General features: G+C 64.3%; 16 protein-coding genes. 9 read left to right on the forward strand and 7 right to left on the reverse strand.

Annotated elements, in window-relative coordinates; genetic code table 11:
• Positions 1–74 precede the first annotated feature (74 nt).
• Together C1M53_RS07190 and C1M53_RS07195 are read left to right on the forward strand one after the other, a co-directional pair.
• Entirely contained in the window at positions 75–740 is a 666-nt protein-coding gene (locus C1M53_RS07190) for a response regulator transcription factor (RefSeq protein ID WP_129411612.1), read from the forward strand.
• Positions 727–2,097: a sensor histidine kinase gene (locus tag C1M53_RS07195; protein WP_129411613.1), complete on the forward strand. Its 1,371-nt coding sequence runs from the start codon at positions 727–729 to the stop codon at positions 2,095–2,097. Before C1M53_RS07190 ends, C1M53_RS07195 begins: the two co-directional genes overlap by 14 nt.
• A 102-nt stretch (positions 2,098–2,199) precedes the next feature.
• Here the strand turns inward: C1M53_RS07195 and C1M53_RS07200 are convergent, their stop codons facing one another.
• The 3 genes from C1M53_RS07200 to C1M53_RS07210 all read right to left on the reverse strand — a co-directional run bounded on the left by C1M53_RS07200 (position 2,200) and on the right by C1M53_RS07210 (position 4,629).
• Positions 2,200–3,486 (reverse strand): alkyl/aryl-sulfatase, encoded by a 1,287-nt coding sequence (locus C1M53_RS07200; protein ID WP_129411614.1) that lies wholly within the window; start codon positions 3,484–3,486, stop codon positions 2,200–2,202.
• A gap of 160 nt (positions 3,487–3,646) precedes the next feature.
• Positions 3,647–4,030: a nuclear transport factor 2 family protein gene (locus tag C1M53_RS07205; protein ID WP_129411615.1), complete on the reverse strand. Its 384-nt coding sequence runs from the start codon at positions 4,028–4,030 to the stop codon at positions 3,647–3,649.
• 176 nt (positions 4,031–4,206) lie between these two features.
• Positions 4,207–4,629 (reverse strand): helix-turn-helix domain-containing protein, encoded by a 423-nt coding sequence (locus C1M53_RS07210; RefSeq protein WP_129411616.1) that lies wholly within the window; start codon positions 4,627–4,629, stop codon positions 4,207–4,209.
• A gap of 95 nt (positions 4,630–4,724) precedes the next feature.
• On the opposite strand from C1M53_RS07210, the gene C1M53_RS07215 reads away from it, so the two are divergent.
• The 4 genes from C1M53_RS07215 (at position 4,725) to C1M53_RS07230 (ending at position 7,486) form a co-directional block, all read left to right on the forward strand.
• Entirely contained in the window at positions 4,725–5,072 is a 348-nt protein-coding gene (locus tag C1M53_RS07215) for a GatB/YqeY domain-containing protein (RefSeq protein ID WP_129411617.1), read from the forward strand.
• Positions 5,073–5,198: 126 nt separating this feature from the next.
• Positions 5,199–5,444 carry a hypothetical protein gene (locus C1M53_RS07220; protein WP_129411618.1) on the forward strand — a complete coding sequence of 82 codons (246 nt, stop codon included), beginning with the start codon at positions 5,199–5,201 and terminating at the stop codon, positions 5,442–5,444.
• 114 nt (positions 5,445–5,558) lie between these two features.
• Entirely contained in the window at positions 5,559–6,503 is a 945-nt protein-coding gene (locus C1M53_RS07225; RefSeq protein ID WP_129411619.1) for an AraC family transcriptional regulator, read from the forward strand.
• A 608-nt stretch (positions 6,504–7,111) separates the two neighbouring features.
• Complete coding sequence (locus C1M53_RS07230; protein WP_129411620.1) at positions 7,112–7,486, forward strand: helix-turn-helix transcriptional regulator; 375 nt, start codon at positions 7,112–7,114, stop codon at positions 7,484–7,486.
• 171 nt (positions 7,487–7,657) lie between these two features.
• Here the strand turns inward: C1M53_RS07230 and C1M53_RS07235 are convergent, their stop codons facing one another.
• A complete protein-coding gene (locus tag C1M53_RS07235; protein WP_129411621.1) occupies positions 7,658–8,344 on the reverse strand; it encodes an alpha/beta hydrolase in 687 nt (228 codons plus the stop codon).
• Positions 8,345–8,487: 143 nt separating this feature from the next.
• Between C1M53_RS07235 and C1M53_RS07240 the strand changes: the two genes are divergently transcribed.
• Positions 8,488–9,483, forward strand: coding sequence for a helix-turn-helix domain-containing protein (locus C1M53_RS07240; protein WP_129411622.1), 996 nt, complete (start codon positions 8,488–8,490; stop codon positions 9,481–9,483).
• Between the two features lie 19 nt (positions 9,484–9,502).
• Here the strand turns inward: C1M53_RS07240 and C1M53_RS07245 are convergent, their stop codons facing one another.
• A complete protein-coding gene (locus C1M53_RS07245) occupies positions 9,503–11,302 on the reverse strand; it encodes a diguanylate cyclase (protein WP_129411623.1) in 1,800 nt (599 codons plus the stop codon).
• A gap of 376 nt (positions 11,303–11,678) precedes the next feature.
• Here C1M53_RS07245 and C1M53_RS07250 point away from each other — a divergent pair, with 376 nt between their 5' ends.
• Positions 11,679–13,025, forward strand: a complete 1,347-nt coding sequence (locus C1M53_RS07250; RefSeq protein ID WP_129411624.1) for a glutamine synthetase family protein — start codon at positions 11,679–11,681, stop codon at positions 13,023–13,025.
• A 2-nt stretch (positions 13,026–13,027) separates the two neighbouring features.
• Positions 13,028–14,314: an FAD-binding oxidoreductase gene (locus tag C1M53_RS07255; protein WP_129411625.1), complete on the forward strand. Its 1,287-nt coding sequence runs from the start codon at positions 13,028–13,030 to the stop codon at positions 14,312–14,314.
• 189 nt (positions 14,315–14,503) lie between these two features.
• Here the strand turns inward: C1M53_RS07255 and C1M53_RS07260 are convergent, their stop codons facing one another.
• Both C1M53_RS07260 and C1M53_RS07265 read right to left on the reverse strand, forming a co-directional pair.
• Positions 14,504–14,860: a hypothetical protein gene (locus C1M53_RS07260; protein WP_129411626.1), complete on the reverse strand. Its 357-nt coding sequence runs from the start codon at positions 14,858–14,860 to the stop codon at positions 14,504–14,506.
• 434 nt (positions 14,861–15,294) lie between these two features.
• Positions 15,295–16,197: an alpha/beta hydrolase gene (locus tag C1M53_RS07265; RefSeq protein WP_129411627.1), complete on the reverse strand. Its 903-nt coding sequence runs from the start codon at positions 16,195–16,197 to the stop codon at positions 15,295–15,297.
• Between the last annotated feature and the right edge of the window lie 79 nt (positions 16,198–16,276).

Raw genomic sequence — 16,276 nt, forward strand, 5'->3', positions numbered from 1 at the left:
CACATGCAGTGTCGGCCGTGTTATTAGCCTAGCTTCCTGACTCCCACCTGACTCCGGCTAAGGATGCCTGCCCATTGCGCGTGCTCGTCGTCGAAGACACCGCCGACATCGCCGAAGCCATCGTCATGCGGCTGGAGAAGATCGGCCACGCCGTCGACTGGGAAGCCAATGGCCGCACCGCTGCCGAGCTGCTGGAGGTGCAGGCCTACGACCTGGTCATCCTCGACCTCACCCTGCCCGGCGAGGACGGCATGCGCGTGCTGAAAGGCATGCGGGCCCGCAAGCTGGCGACACCCGTGCTGGTCATCACCGCCCGCTCGGCCGTCGACGAACGCATCAGCGCGCTCGACCTCGGTGCCGACGACTATCTGGTCAAGCCGTTCGACTATGGCGAGATGGAAGCACGTGCCCGCGCGCTGCTGCGGCGCAGCGCCGGGGCCAGCGACAACAGGCTGAGCGTCGGGCCGCTGGAGATCGACCGGGCCGGCCGCATCGCGACGCTGGCGGGGCGGCCGCTGAACCTCACCCGGCGCGAGCTGACGGTGCTGGAAATCCTGGCCATCCGCCGCGACCGCATCGTCTCGAAGGAAGAGCTGGTCGAACAGCTGTTCAACTTCGACCAGGAACCGAGCCCTAACGCCATCGAGCAGTTCGTTGCCCGGCTCAGGCGCAAGCTGGGCGACACTTCGATCGAGATCAGCACCATTCGCGGACTGGGATACAAGCTTGCCACGGCGTGACCTCGGCCTTTCGCTGCATGTCCGCATCATCGCCGTGCTGTCGGCGGTGCTTGGCGGCGGCGCGATCCTGCTCGGGCTCGCCGCCTGGCAGTCGACCTCGCTGGCGGCGCAGCAGGCCTATGACCGGCTGCTGGCCGGAGGGACGATCCAGATCGCCGAGAATGTCTATGTGCAGGGCAATGTCGTCACCGTCGACCCGCCGGTGGCGGCGATCTCGACGCTCGCAGCCTATGACATGGTGTTCTACAAGGTGGTCGATGCGCGCGGCGTGGTCGTCGCCGGCTATGAGGACCTGACCTCCCTGGCCAATAGCGAAGCCATCCGGCGCGGCGTGGTGATCGAGGACGGCCAGTACCAGGGCCGGAAGGTACGCATCGCGACACTGGCGAAACAGGTCGAACACGCCTCGCCGGGCAGCTGGGCCACCATCGTCGTCGCCCAGACGGTCAATGCGCGGGCAGCGCTGGCACGCGACCTCGCCACCAAGGCCTTCCTGGTCATCGGCGCGATGAGCGTGCTGGCGCTGCTTGCCGTCGGCTTCGCGGTGCGCTTCGCCCTGAAGCCGCTCGCCGAGATCGAACGGGAGATCACGCAGCGCCGCCCCGAGGACCTGCGCCCGATCCAGGCGCGCCCGCCGCTGGAGATCCGCAACCTGGTCCATGCCATAGACGACTTCATGCGCCGGCTGTCGGAACGCATGGCGACGACCCAGCGCTTCATCGCCGATGCCGCGCACCAGATCCGCACGCCGCTCGCGGCGCTCGACGCGCAGGTCGAGATCCTGTCCAACACGCAGCCCCCCGGACGCCGGCAGGAAACGGTCCATCGCATCCGCGAGCGCACGACCGAGCTCGGCCGCCTGACCGGGCAGCTGCTCGACCACGCCATGGTCATCCATCGCGCCGATGCCACCGCGGCCGCCCCGGTCGATCTCAGCACGCTGGCAAAGACGGTGCTCGCGACGGCGGTGCCGCTGGCGCTGCCGCGCGAGGTCGAGGTGGTGTTCAGGCCGGCCGATGGTCCCGCCATCATCGACGGCGACGCGGTGAGCATCCGCGAAGCACTGGCCAATCTCATCGACAATGCGCTGACCCACGGCGCCAGAAGCCAATTGATCGTGGCAGTCTCGACGGACGCCGCCACGGTGTCGATCGATGTGCTCGACGATGGCGACGGCTTCGGCAGGAACCCGCTCGACCTGATACGGCCTTTCGCCAAGGGCATCGCGTCGCACGGATCGGGCCTCGGTCTCGCCATCGCCGCGGACGTCGCCAAGGCGCATCACGGCGCGTTGCTGTTCGATCGCGACGGCGGCCTGACGCGCGTGCGGCTGCAGTTCAACCGACCGGCAGACTGACCCAGAGCATTTTGCAGCCAAGCGGGATCACTTGGCGTTACAAAAATGCGGCGAAAACAAAAGCCTGGAGCTTTTCCGCGTTTCCGTGAAAAACGGAACGCTCTAGGCGCTCCCCTCCAGGAACTGCGCCGTGGTCAGATAGTAGTTGCGGGCGGTGGCGTTGAGCTGGCGCTCGCCGAGTTCGGTCAGCGCGCGCGCCTTGAGTTGCCTCGCCGCCGCGTCGGCAGGGTCCAGTGCCAGCAGGCAGTCGGCCAGTTCGGCGGCCCACTGGAAGTCGCCCGTTGCGATGGCCTGTCCGGCGCGGGCCAGCATCCCGTCCGGTCCGCCTGCCATCTCGATCATCCGGGCGGCGCGCCCGGCCGGCGGCAGCGGGTTCAGATTGGTGGCGTTGCCGTCGAACCAGCCGACATAGTCGGCATAGATGCCGCGCACGGCCCAGGCGACGCTGCCGTAATACTCCTGCAGATACGGGCTGGCGGCGAGTTCCGGCGACAGCCTGACCTCCTGCACGAGTTCGTCCGGCGTCCTGCCCTGCCGGATGCCGGCCAGCGTCTGGTCGAGCACCGTGCTGATGCCGTCGCGGTAATCGGTCAGCGCCCTGCGGACTTCGTCCCGGCCGAGCACCGGGCGCATGTGCCCCTGCACCATGGCGTCGGCGTTCAGCGCAAGCATCCTGTCGAGGCTGGCGATCCAGCGCTCCGGTGGCCTGAGCTTGAGGCCCCGGATGGGCGACAGGTTCGGGTAGGATTTCAGGACATCGTCGCCGGGGATCAGGACGCGCTTCGCGCCGATCCAGACCGCGATGTTCTCCGGCGACTCGCCCGGCGTATGGATGAGCTGCAGGCGCACGCCGGCCACCTCGATCGTCTCGCTGTCGCCACCGAAGGTGCGTGTCGGCGCCAGGAAGCCCTCTCGGGTGTGTGGCGTGACACGGCCATATTCGAGCTGCGTGCCCGCATTGATGAACAGCGCGTCGGGAAGCCTGGTGCCGAAGGCGTCACCGCCGTCGCGCGGCCCCCTGCCGAATTCGGGGCCGGCTTCGACCAGCGTGCGGTGGCTGTAGATCTCCGGCCTGTCGGCGCCGGCAAAGACCGTGGCGCCGCCGGAGTGGTCAGGATGGTTGTGGGTGTAGATGATCGCCCGGACCGGACGCCTGAGGCGGTCGCCAAAGGCGTCCGCGATGGCTTGCGCGTCGACCGGGTTGGCGGCGGTGTCGACGACGATCGAGCCCTCCTCGCCCTGGATCAGCGTGACGTTGCTGGCCGAATAACCGACCGCGGCAAAGATACCGTCGGCGACCGTGATGACTTCCTTGCGGAACTCGACGGAGCTCGTCCGCAACTGTTCGCGTCCGGCGAATTCATCGGCGGGTGGCGTCAACGTGGCCATGAAAGCTGATCCTTCCTCGTGCAACGCGACATGCTAAAGCATCTGCTGCCCAGATTGGATTGCCGCTCCTGACGAATGGGGCAGGAGTGAAGGCGGGGCGGCCAATCTCGGTCCACAACCTCGCCACCGCGATCTGCGTCCGGACAGGCGTTTTGCAACCTCAGTTCGTCGCGAGGTGAAGTCGCGGTTGCCCCATCTTGAACCATGCCTTGGTGATCTTGCCACCGCTCACTTCATAGATGCAGACAACATCGACCTCACCTGCACCCTCCGGAAATGTCCGCGTGACGGTTTCATGGTCGATGACAAGATTGTCGAGCGCGATCCGCGACAGCAGGTGGCCATGCAGATCGGGCTCCTTGAACCGTTCGATGTGCCGGGCGCGGATTGCCGCCGTGCCCTCGGCGAGCAATGTGGAGGGAAAAGCGAAATACTGGCAGTCCTCTGCCCACCACTGCATGAACGCGTCGATGTCGCGGGCGTTGTAGGCCTCGAGCTGCCCCTGCACAGGCAGGGTTGGGTCGATATCCTTGGAATTCGTCATTGTTTTTCCCTGCGCCTGCGGTTCACCGAGCGTGCCGGCAAAGAGTGCGTGCTCGATCAGTGGCCATCGTCTCCGCGAACGGATAGTCGCCATCGAATGTCGAAAACGTAAAGATGCCGCAGTCCGTCGTCGGCACCACAACAAGCATGTCGCTGGCGGCTGTGAGAATTTTAAGGCTATCCGGCAACCGGACGCGACAGCTGCAGTTGCAGCATCTGCAGCAGCCCCGCCGCATCGGACGGGCTGCCGATCAGCACGACTTTCATGGTTCCCGTGGCTGGATCGAAGGCGGTGCTGAGATGCAAGGCAGGCGTGGAAGCATCGCCTGTCATGGCGGCCGCCCCCAGGAACGTCGCCAGCCGCTCGGCGCACTGCAGCGTGATATCGGGGATGTCGACGACACAGGTCGCCCGCACGTCGCTTGTCGCGTGACCGCTCGCCACCCCCGCAAAGGCATCCAGCCTGGCCTGCTCGATGCGATAGGATTTTCCGATCCGCGCCGCCGGCAGGCGTCCGTCGCGGATGTAGCGGATCACGGTCTTGGGGTGCAGCTTCAGCTGTTCGGCGGCCTGATCGACGCTAAGCAGGGTTTCGGACATACTCCAAATTGCTCCTTAAAATTCTACATTAGTCTATTATATGGTATTATATAGAGCAATACGACTCACCCGTGCAAGCCAAATGGAGAAACCCGGTGCCGGCAAGCGACCACATGAAAACCCGCCTGCGGACCGATCTGGTCGCGGCGATGAAGCTGGGCAGCAAAGGCGAAGCGACGATCCTGCGCGAGCTGATCGCCGCGCTCGACAATGCCGAGGCAGCCCCCGTGCGCCGGAATGAACCGTCCTATGTCCAGCATGACTTTTTCAGCGGCGCGGCCGAAACCGAAAGGCTTCTGCTGAGCGAGGAGGAGGTGCGCGACATCCTCCTGAAGGAAATCGAAACGCGTGAGCAGGCAGCCGCCGAGTACGTTCGGCTGGGCAGGAGCGCCGATGCCTTGCTGGCCGAGGTGGCAGTGGCAAGGCGCTATCTGAACGACTAGAATCCGCTAAGCCGATCACATCCTGCCGTACAAAACCGGGCCTGCCAAAAGCCGATCTACCACACCATGTCGGCGTAATGTTCCACGATCATCCTGTGGACCTGTGCAAACGACGGCGAGGATCCGATGAAAAAACCCTGGTTCCGGGTGAAGAAATACGGCTATGGCGCCGGCCTGCCCTACGGATGGCAAGGCTGGACCGTCATCGTCCTCTATGCCGTCGCGGTCATCTGTGTCGCGTTGTCCGGCACCAGCGAGGACCATCCCTTGCGCTATCTTATGATTGTCACGCCGCTGACCGCGATCGTCGTCTTCGTGGCCTGGGTCAAGAGCGACCGGCCCTGGCGCTGGAGGAACGGCGACGATGACTGACAGCCGTCTCCGCCAGCGACCGCCCGTCGGGCCGACGGATCGGTCAGGAAGAACCGCCATGTTGTCACCCGCGAAACTCGTCGGCTAGACTGGTGACCGACAGCAACCGGGGCAATGATGGCCGGAAATTTCAGGGCGCAATCCGCCGTTCTTCCCAGATACCCAGCCACGCAGGAATTCAGCCTCGAGGAAACATCCCTGGATTTTTCATCGCATCGGAGGATCGTCGCATCCAGCGACGGCCTCGGCTGGTCCGACCTCGCGGTCGCCGTCACCGAGGTCTCTCCGTTCGAAGGACGCACACCGCGCCTGACATCGTTGTGGCTGACGCTGCCCTATAACGATGCGCATTCCGAGCTCAACCGCAACGGCCGCGTCTTCAAGGGCATCATGGCGCGAAACAGCGTCTCCCTGGCAGCGCCGGGGATCGACGACAGGATCATCCTGCTGAACACGATCCACTGCCTGAACGTGTTCATCCGCGAGAGCATGATCACCGAGATCGCCGGCCAGATGTTCCGCCGGCCGGTGCGCAATGTCGAGATCCTGTCCTTCGCAGGAGCCGTCGACCCTGCTTTGTCCTATCTGTTGCGGGCCTGCCGGGAACTGCTCGCGGACCCGGACGGCAGCCACTACCGCAACGCCTACCTGGCCCAGGCCATCGCGGCGCAGGTCCTTGCCCGGCACGCGCAGCTGCACGACCTTCCGCTTTCCAGCGGCGTTCGATCGACGCTTTCGGCGGCGCAGATGCGGCGCATCGACGAGTTCCTCGAAAGCAATCTCGCCGGCAATTTCCAGTTCGGCGAGCTCGCGACGAGCATAGGGCTGAGCAGGACGATCTTCTTCTCGCGCTTCCTTGCGACCACCGGCAGGACACCACACCAATACCTGCAGGTGCTGCGGGTCAATCGCGCCCGGCGGCTGCTCGAGGAAACCAGCGCTTCGCTCGCTGAAATCGCCGTCGCCGCGGGGTTTTCCGACCAATCTCACCTCGCACGCTTCTTCAAGCGTCATTTCGGTGTTTCGCCGGGCCGTCATCGTGCGTGTCGATCGGGCTAGTGCGTCTCAAGCCTCGATGGCCTGCGCTGACAATACGGACGATCATCCAAACCGGCGGACTGATCGCCTATTCGGGAAGCAGACCGGGTGCCTATTCGAGAGAGGGATCCGAATCAGCATCACGATGCGATCCGGGCGTGGACATGACGAGGTATCCGGTTTGCCTTTGAGAACATCGCGCATTCGCCATCGCGCCCGGCCGCCGGCCGATCCGGTCAGGCGGCTGCTTTTGTAGCGGCCCGGCCTGCCCGCAGGGGATTTTCCGGCTGCCAACAGCGGCATCCCTCCCTGCCCGCCGCAAGTTGCGCCGGCCGCGCCGCTCATCCGAACCAGATTGGAAACATTGCAGGCCGAATGGCCTTGACCGAATCTTCAACTCAAGATTGTATGTAATACGGAATCACAACCTTATGGAGTCTGCCGCAATACGCTCATGAACGGGCTCAGACAGGGGGCTGTCAAGCTCGTTCGTGCAAGAGGCTGCAGAAGCTTCCCCCGAAGCTCCGCGTAGCCTCGTCCTCCTCCCCGGCCACATTCCCCGGGGAGGAGGACACCCTGGACAACGCGGCCGGCTTCCCGGGCTGGCGGCACCGTCCAGGCTCCGCAAAATGGATGACCGGGAAGGCTTGGGGACATTTGAGATGGAAGTGCCGGTTCAGTGGAAATATCGACGGCTGCTTGCCAACAGACTGAAAGAACTGCGGACCGCAAAGGGGATCGACCAGCTCGACCTGGCCCTGAAGGCAGGGTTGAGCCGGCGCGGCGTCGGCGGGCTGGAGCGCATGGAACGGACGCCGACACTCGACATGATCGTCGTCATCGCGGCGGCCCTGGACGTCGAACCGCACGTGCTCATCAGCCCGGCTTGCGAAACCGGACTGGATGCGGAGGTGCCGTCGTCCAACCCGGATGCTCAGGGCATGAGCGGGGAGGAGGTCGGAGCCTGGCATGAGCATCGACCGAAAGCGAGCGTCGAGGACTAGCGACGCATGACGCCGGCCCAGGCCTGACGATTGCCACAGGCCCGGGCTGGCGCTTTGCCAGCGCAATTCCAGGAAAGTGCGTAACGGTTTCCGTCCCGGAATTGCGCAAAATACAAAGCGAAAGAGTTGGAATGTTTCCGCGTTTCCGTAAGAAACGGAAACGCTCGAGCGTCAGATCGAGCGCGCGGCCTCGGCGATCAGGCCGGTCACTTCCCGGGGTTGGGAAGCCAGCGACGCATGGCTGCTGCCAAGGGTGATGATCTTCTTCGCGTTCATCCGCGACGACATCATTGTCTGGTTCTGCGGATTGATCATCCTGTCCTCGCTGGAGATCTGGTACCAGCACGGCTTCGTCTTCCAGGCAGGCGCGGTGATGGTGTCGCCAAAGGTCGAACCGAGCGGCGCCTTCTGCGTGACCGCCATGACCAGTGCTTCATCCGCCGTCAGGTCCTGGCAGAAGCTCTGGTGATACTGATCGGGTTTGATCCACAGGTAGCCGTCGCTGTCGGGCACGACGTTGGCGATTGCCGCGGGAGGATTGGCCTGGGTGATGCCGCCCGGACTTTCACCGGCATCCGGCGCAAAGGCCGCGATGTAGACGAGACCGGCGACGTTCGGCTGGTTCCCCGCCTCGGTGATGACGGCGCCGCCATAGGAATGGCCCACCAGAAGGACATCGCCCTTCTGCTGCGCGATCATCTGCTTCAATCGGCCGGCGTCGTCCGCCAACGACGTCAGCGGCACTTCAACCGCATGCAGATCCGAAAATCCCTGTCTGGACAGTTCCACGATCACCTTGGCCCAATGGGCGGCGCCGCCCCAGAAACCATGGACGAGAATGATTGCAGGCATGGTCATGCTCCTCGTTTGTTGCGTCCGGCAGGCTAGGTGCCCGCATCGTTGACGACAATGGCCCGATGGGCAATTGTCGATCGGATCGGGCCAACCGCATGCCAGCAGGAACACTATAGGGCATACGCTACGGAGAGGTGACGGCGAAGATGGCGGAGGGAACCGGCCAACGCATCAGAATGGCGGTCGTGGCCTATGAGGGCGTGCGGCCCTTCCAGCTCTGCGTGCCTTGCGAGATCTTCGGCGAGATGCATTGCGACGGGGTCGACAGCGAGCTTTGGGTGTGCGCCATCGATGATGGCCCGGTGCATACCAGTGCCGGGTTCGACATCGACACCAGCCATACGTTGCCCGATCTGCTCAAGGCGGATGTCGTTTTCGTTCCGAGCTGGCAACTCCCCTACCAGCCTCCGCCGCAGCACCTCGTCGACACGCTGATTGCAGCACACGCCAATGGTGCGGTCATCGTTGGCCTGTGCCTGGGTGCCTATGTCGTCGCCGAAGCCGGGCTGCTCGACGGCAGGCGTGCCACCACGCATTGGGCGTTCTGCGACGATTTCCGCCGCCGCTTTCCCGCAGTCGAACTGGATGAAAACGCGCTTTATGTGGACGAAGGTGCGGTCGTCACCTCTGCCGGCGTGACGGCGGGCGTCGATTGCTGCCTGCACATCGCGCGGCGCTTCTTTGGCCCGCAGAACGCCAACCGCATCGCCCGCAACGTGCTGGCCCTGCCGCACCGGGCCGGCGGCCAGACACAGTTCATCCAGCGTTCCCTGGCCGACGCTCCCCAGGACGTTCGCCTCAGGGAGACGGTCGAGGAGATCGCGCGGCACCTCGACCGCAACTACAGCATCGATACGGTTGCCGCGCGATTGCAGATGAGCCGCCGCAGCTTCACCAGGCTTTTCCAGCAGTCGATGGGGTCGAGCTTCAATGCCTGGCTCACCGATCAGCGCCTGACGCTGGCACAGGGCCACCTCGAAACAGGCAAGCGCTCGATCGAGCAGATCGCGCATGAGGCAGGCTTCGGCAGCGTGGTGACCTTTCGCGCGAAATTCCAGGACAGGTTTGGCGTCAGCCCGACCGCATGGCGCCGGTCATTCCTTGTCTCCGGCCTTGTCTCTGGCGGCAGAACCGCCCCGTAGCCGAGATCGTCACGCCTCATCACGCCATGGAGCCGGGACCTTCCACGCGATTGCGCCCCCGCTGCTTGGCCAGATAGAGAGCGGCGTCCGCGGCTTCCAGCAGGCCGAGGTCCAGCTCATCGCACAGCGGCCTCGAAGCGGCGACGCCGATGCTGACGGTCACGATGCCGTACGGGCTTTCCGTGTGCGCCATGTTCAGGTCCGCTATCGCCGACAGCACCCTGGCTGCGACCTTGCGCGCATGGGCCTCGTCGGTGTTCGGCAGGATGGCCACGAATTCCTCACCGCCGAACCGCGCGCAGAATTCGCCCTCCCGTTTCAGCGCTCCGCGGATGGCGCTGCCGATGACGACGAGACACTCATCACCGGACTGGTGGCCGAAGGTGTCGTTGAACTGTTTGAAATAATCCACGTCGATCATCAGGATGGACATCGACGCTTTCGCGGCGAAGGACCTGTTCCACTCGGCCCTGAAATATCTGTCGAACGCGCGACGGTTCGGCAGTTCCGTCAGGGGATCCGTTTCCGACAGTCTGCTCAAGGCACGCTCATGGCGCCGCTGCTCGGTGACATCGCGCATCGAACCGATCACAATCGTCGCTTTTCCGGCGCTCGATGTCTGGACGATCGCCTCGAGTATCTTCTCACGGCCTTTCGCGTCGATGATCCGGAAATCCACCGAAACGGGTTTTCCGGTCCGGATGACCCGAAAGGCGGTCTTGTATATCTTCTTGACGTCGCCCTTGGCGACGTAGTTCTTCCAGCCTCGCATCTCGGCCGTCTGCAGCGGCACCCCGAGCACCTCTCCTATGGACGGAGAGATGAACAGGATCTTGCCGTAGGAATCCGCGGCAAAGACGATGTCTCCGGAGCGCTTGGCCAGCATTTCGTAGATGTGGGCGTTGGCGAGCTGCAGCTTGTGATGATGCAGCCGTTCCCCCAGCAGCCCCGCATAAAGCACGACGGTACAGAAAATCGCCAGCGCGTAGATCTGGCACATGACGATCGGATCAAACCGGCTCAGAGACGCCAGCGCGATGAACGGGCCGTCGTCGAGGATCGTCGCGACAATCGAGGCCGTAACGAACAGCGCGAGGCAGACCAGCGACGCCGTTGTCCCCGACACATACAGCACGACGACAAGGACAGGGGCGACAAGAAAAATGGGAAGGATGTTGTCCTGCACCGCGATGGCACCAAACAGCGCCGCGACGACCGCGATGACGCCGAGCGTCGTCAGCATTTCGCGCCAGTCAGGCAGGTGGCGCAGCTTCACGGAACCCAACCGCAGCAGTGTCGTCGTCACGACCACGACACTCAGGGCGTCGGAGATGAACCAGGTGACCGCCGTCATCAGCCAGGCATTGCCGGTGGCGGGAACGATCCCGGCGATTGTCGCCAGAGGCGCGCCCAGCAACGCGTTGACGCCCGGAGCAATCAACCCGGACGAAACCACGAACAGCAGCCATGGCCTCAGGCGGTCGTCGCGCCCCTTGATCCAGTCCGGCTCGTTCCTGAGAATCCAGGCCGACCAGATTGCAACGGCACTTGTGATCGCAGCTGACCCGATTGCAAGGATCGGCGGCACGGCAAGGAACAGCATCGTCGCGGCCGCGGCAAGAAACATCGCAAGGATATATGCACGGCTTCTTTCCGTCAGCGTCAGTACTGCTATCTGAAATCCGAACGAGAGCCAGACAGCTGCGATATTTCTTTCGTCCTTGAAGAATCTAAGCGAAATAAATATAAGTATACACAACAAAGCGCATGAATATACTATGCCAAATAAATATGACAAACGCCTAAATGAGACGGTCATTACTCACCAATATATTCGCGAATCCTAATTTTCCCTCTGTTTTAAATGTACAGCATCAACCCCTGAGTGTGAATAGGTCGCTATCCACAACCACTCCCGGTCATTGTCCAGGCGGGATGGTTCGCGCCGGCTCTGCCATCCGGAGCACGCGGCTGCCGACGCCTGCGCCAACCGATCCCCGACACGGATGGCTTGCAGCCGATGCGACAGGCATGGCAACACACACGGGCGCGGTTCCGCGCAGCCAATTCAGGCCAAACATCCCTGGAGGATAAGATGAAGATCGACGACCGGCGCCCACGCCCTGGCCCCTTGCCTACCAACCTGCTCGCAATCTCCGACAAGATTTCAGATTGGCGCATAGAAGTGGTGGGACATGACTGATACGGCAAAGTGGCTCGAACAACAGGCGATCTCGGAAGTCGAGTGCCTGGTACCTGACATGAATGGTGTGTTGCGCGGCAAGATCGTGCCTGCACCGAAACTCCTGGCGCCGCCGACCGACGCCGCGATCATGCTGCCGAACAGCGCCTTCATGGTGGCGGTGACCGGCCATTACACCGGCGCCATCGACGACGAAAGCGCCTACCAGGACGCCGACATGCGGCTCCAGCCCGACCTGACCAGCCTTTGCCTGGCGGCGGGAACCCGGCCCGGAAGGGCTTATGTCTTCTGCGATGCCTTTGCCCAGGACGGCACGCCGTGGCCTTCAGCGCCGCGACAGGTGCTGAAGTCAGTGATCGCGCTCTACGCGGCGCGGGGCTGGCGGCCGGTGATGGCACCGGAACTGGAATTCTATCTCACCGCGCCGAACCCGGATCCGAACGTGCCGCCCGGCGCCCCCATTGGCATTTCCGGCCGTGCCGAGACGTCGCCGGCACCCTACGACATGGAAGCGCTCGGCGAGTTCCAGCCGGTCATCGACGAGATCTACCGGCAGGCCGAGCTGATGGCGCTGCCGCTCGACACGATGATCCACGAAACCGGCGCCGGCCAGCTCGAGATCAACTTCAAGCATGGCGATCCGCTGCGGCTGGCCGACCAGGTGCTTGTGTTCAAGCGGCTGGTGCGCCAAGCCGCGCGCGAGCATGGGCTGGCGGCCACCTTCATGGCCAAGCCCATCGCCGAACAGGCGAGCAGCTCGATGCACCTGCACATGTCGGTGGTCGATGCTGCCAGCGGCCTCAACCTGTTCGCCGACGAACATGACGGCGACAGCGCGCTGTTCTCGCAGTTCATCGGCGGGCTGCAGGCCTATGTGCCGCAGGCCATGCCGCTGTTTGCGCCCAATGTGAACTCGTTCCGCCGGCTGAAGCCGGGGTTCAGCGCGCCGAACAATGTCGAATGGGCGCGCGACAACCGCACCTGCGGCCTGCGCGTACCGGGTTCGAAACGCATCGGCCGACGTGTCGAGAACCGGCTGCCGGGCGCCGACGCCAACCCCTATCTCGCCATGGCCGGATCGCTGCTGTGCGGCTATCTCGGCATCGAGGAAGGGCTGGAACGGCGGGCGGAAGCGCCGGCCAACGCCTACACGATCAGGCCCAATCTGCCGCGCACGCTGGAGGATGCGCTGGCGCGCCTCGACGGCTGCGAGCCGGTGCGCCGGCTGCTCGGCCAGAGCTTCACCAACGCGTTCCTGCGCCTGAAGCAGGTCGAGCTGGAGAATTTCCAGGGCGTCATCACCGCCTGGGAACGTGATCACCTCTTTGCGAGGGCGTGATCATGGGCTTCAACTCCGGACTTGATATGGAGCGATCCTACTATGCGGCGACGGCCAGTCCGGCGCCGCATCACGCGCCGCTCGCCGGCGAGGTCGATGCCGACCTCGTCGTGGTCGGCGGCGGCTGCACCGGCTTGTCGGCGGCACTGCATGCCGCCGAGCGCGGCCTGAAGGTGGTGCTGCTGGAAGGCGGTCGCGTCGGCTGGGGCGCCTCCGGGCGCAATGGCGGGCAGATGATCGTCGGCCTGCGCAAGGGAGCGGACGAGCTGGTCAAGCTGTACGGCCGCGAACGCGCCAGGGCACTGTTCGACCTCGCCTTCGAGGCATGGGGGCTGGTGCTCGACATGATCGAGCGCCACGCCATCGACTGCGACCTCAGGAAAACCGGCCATCTCGTCTGCGCCATCAGCGACGGCGACATGGCCTGGTTCGAGCGCGAGGTCGAATGCCTGACCACGGTGATGGACTATCCGCATGCAAGCGTGCTGTCGGCGTCGCAGTCGCTCGACGCGGTCGCGTCGCCCTACAAGGGTGCGCTCTTCGATGCGCTGGGCGGGCACATGCACCCGCTCAACTACACGCTGGGGCTGGCCCGCGCGGCGGCAGCGGCGGGGGTGACGATCCATGAGGCCTCGCCAGCGCTGCGCATCGACCGCAGCAGAGGCATCCGGGTGGAGACGGCAAAGGGCGCGGTGCGCGCCCGCCATGCCGTGCTTGCCGGCGATTCCCTGCTCTCCGGCATCGATGCGCGTGTGGAAAGCCGCATCATGCCGGTCGGCAACTACATCGTCGCCACCGAACCACTGACTGACGCCGGGGAGATCATCCCCAGCAACGCTGCCGTCTCGGACTCGCGTTTCGTCGTCAACTACTACAGGCTCTCCGCCGACGGGCGCCTGCTGTTCGGCGGCGGCGAGCGCTACACGCCGAGCCCGCCTGCCGATATCCAGGCCTTCGTGCGCCCGCACATGGAGCAGACCTTCCCGCAGATCAAGGGCCGCCGGATCGACTATGCCTGGGGTGGCCTGGTGTCGGTGACCACCTCGCGCTTTCCGCATGTCGGCCGCGACGGCGAGGTCTATTTCGCGCATGGCTATTCCGGCAAGGGCGTCATCCTGTCGACGCTGGCCGGCAAGCTGCTGGCCGAAGCGATATCGGGCGAGACCAGCCGCTTCGCGCTGTTCGAAGGGCTGAACCCGATGCCCTTCCCCGGCGGCGCAGCGCTGCGCGGACCGCTCTATGTGCTCGGCATGCTGTGGTACGCCATGCGCGACCGGCTGAAGCATTGATACTAGAGGTCCTGGATGTTGACACATCCAGGACGCCTCAAACGCCGGCGCGGCCCCTCCGGGCCGCTTGGCTCACGCGCCAACGGGCGCGGCGCGCAGTCGCGCGCTCCAACGGTCAAAAATGACCGTTGGTATGAACAGGTGTGAGCTGCGGGGGCCTCGCGCCTCCGCCGCCCACCCGCGACCCTGTCAGGCTTTCTTGCGCGCCGCTGCAACGGCCGCGCCCGCGGCGCCGATGCCGGCACCGATCAGGGCACAATTGACGAGGATCGACCACAGGTCCTGCTGGTTTGCCGAGGCTATGGCCTGCGCTGCCGCCTGGGCGCCATCACTGTTCTTTTTCGCGTCCATCATGGCGACCATTCCGGGTTCGCCGCATTTCCCGGCCAACGTCTCGATGCTTTCGGGGCTCGTCGCGTAGATCTCCTTCACGATCGTTTCGCAGCGGGCCTGATCGGCGGCGGACGCGGATGGAGTTACGAACTGGCGATAGCAACCGACGCCGATGAGGGCGAGGGCGATGACGGCGTATACGATTTTTTGCATGATTTTCCTGAATTCGAGCGAGTCACCAAGCAATTCCAGGAAAGTGTGTAACGGTTTTCCGTCCGGAATTGCGCAAAAAAGAGATTTGCAAAAACAGCGAGTTAGAGCGTCCTGGCTTATCCCAACCGGAGCGGCGCTTCACCGGCGTTCCGGAATGGATCCCCGACACTCCTCGGTCGCTTCGCTCCCTCAGAGGTCGAGGATGACGAGGTTTCTTTGCCGTGCGAAAACCACGAGCGCTGGCGCTTCAATCTACGCCACCCGAAAACCAAAACGTCGGCGTCATCAGCAACGTTGAAGATTGGCGCTCCCCACCCTCGTCATCCTCGACCTCGAAGGGAGCGAAGCGACTGGAGAGTGTCGGGGATCCATGCCGGAACGCCGATGACATGGGCATCCCTCAGGATTCTACAGGGTTTCCCGCATGGGCGCTCTCAAGCCTGCAGCCGCTGCCGCAGGAAAGCACCCAGTTCCGCCAGTGATTGATCCGCCTCCGGCATCCTGCCGCTGAACACCTGCCAGACATGCCACATATAGGGCCATTGCCGGATCTCGACCGCCGTTCCGGCGGCACTGGCGCGCTCCGCCAGCATGACGGAATCGTCGAGCAGCGTCTCGTAGGTGCCGACATGGATGAGCATCGGCGGCAGGCCCGAGAGGTCGGCATAGAGCGGCGACACCAGCGGGTTGCGCCGGTCGGCGCCGGCGTAGCGCTGGGCCGCGACATCGAGGATACCCGGCGTCGGGAAATACGGGTCGTGCCTGGCCTTGCTGCGATGGGTCGCGCCGGTCAGCGCGAGATCGGTCCAGGGCGAGAGCAGAGCAAGACCGGCTGGCAGCGGCTCACCGGCTTCACGCAGGGCCAGCGCCAGAGCGAGCGCAAGGCCGCCGCCAGCCGAGTCGCCGGCGAAGGCGATGCGATTGACTTCACCACCGGCCAGCAGTGCGCGATGGACCCGGAGCGCATCGTCCAGCGCGGCCGGAAACGGATGCTCCGGCGCCAGCCGGTATTCGAACAGCAGCACCGGCGAGCCGCTCTCCAGCGCAAGGCGTGCCGCCAGGGCGCGATGGGTCGCCAGCGATCCGGTCTGGTAGGCGCCGCCATGCAGATGCAGGATTGCGGTTCCTGCGCGAGCGCCCTGCGGCACCAGCCATTCGGCCGGGCAGCCGCCGATGGTGCAGGGCCGCACAGCGACGCCCTGCGGCAGCCTGAACATGCGGCCTGCGATCTTCTCGCGGTCGGCGCGCAGTTCCGGCAAGGACAGGTTGCGTGCACGCAGCCGCGCCAGGGTGAAGCGCGAGATCTGGTAATAGAACCACGATCGCAAAGACGGCATGTGTGATCCCCGGACAGCCTGAGCATCGCAAAGTCCAGCGGAAACCAAACGAAATCAAGAAGGCCTGCCGTTGGTGTTC

It is taken from the genome of Mesorhizobium sp. Pch-S (assembly GCF_004136315.1).
Lineage (GTDB): Bacteria > Pseudomonadota > Alphaproteobacteria > Rhizobiales > Rhizobiaceae > Mesorhizobium.

What these genes read in the sequence shown, in the direction of transcription:
- C1M53_RS07200 (WP_129411614.1), bottom strand. Translation starts at nt 3,486, where the DNA reads ATGGCCACGTTGACGCCACCCGCCGATGAATTCGCCGGACGCGAACAG.
- C1M53_RS07205 (WP_129411615.1), bottom strand. Translation starts at nt 4,030, where the DNA reads ATGACGAATTCCAAGGATATCGACCCAACCCTGCCTGTGCAGGGGCAG.
- C1M53_RS07210 (WP_129411616.1), bottom strand. Translation starts at nt 4,629, where the DNA reads ATGTCCGAAACCCTGCTTAGCGTCGATCAGGCCGCCGAACAGCTGAAG.
- C1M53_RS07220 (WP_129411618.1), top strand. Translation starts at nt 5,199, where the DNA reads ATGAAAAAACCCTGGTTCCGGGTGAAGAAATACGGCTATGGCGCCGGC.
- C1M53_RS07225 (WP_129411619.1), top strand. Translation starts at nt 5,559, where the DNA reads ATGATGGCCGGAAATTTCAGGGCGCAATCCGCCGTTCTTCCCAGATAC.
- C1M53_RS07230 (WP_129411620.1), top strand. Translation starts at nt 7,112, where the DNA reads ATGGATGACCGGGAAGGCTTGGGGACATTTGAGATGGAAGTGCCGGTT.
- C1M53_RS07235 (WP_129411621.1), bottom strand. Translation starts at nt 8,344, where the DNA reads ATGACCATGCCTGCAATCATTCTCGTCCATGGTTTCTGGGGCGGCGCC.
- C1M53_RS07240 (WP_129411622.1), top strand. Translation starts at nt 8,488, where the DNA reads ATGGCGGAGGGAACCGGCCAACGCATCAGAATGGCGGTCGTGGCCTAT.
- C1M53_RS07245 (WP_129411623.1), bottom strand. Translation starts at nt 11,302, where the DNA reads ATGACCGTCTCATTTAGGCGTTTGTCATATTTATTTGGCATAGTATAT.
- C1M53_RS07250 (WP_129411624.1), top strand. Translation starts at nt 11,679, where the DNA reads ATGACTGATACGGCAAAGTGGCTCGAACAACAGGCGATCTCGGAAGTC.
- C1M53_RS07255 (WP_129411625.1), top strand. Translation starts at nt 13,028, where the DNA reads ATGGGCTTCAACTCCGGACTTGATATGGAGCGATCCTACTATGCGGCG.
- C1M53_RS07260 (WP_129411626.1), bottom strand. Translation starts at nt 14,860, where the DNA reads ATGCAAAAAATCGTATACGCCGTCATCGCCCTCGCCCTCATCGGCGTC.
- C1M53_RS07265 (WP_129411627.1), bottom strand. Translation starts at nt 16,197, where the DNA reads ATGCCGTCTTTGCGATCGTGGTTCTATTACCAGATCTCGCGCTTCACC.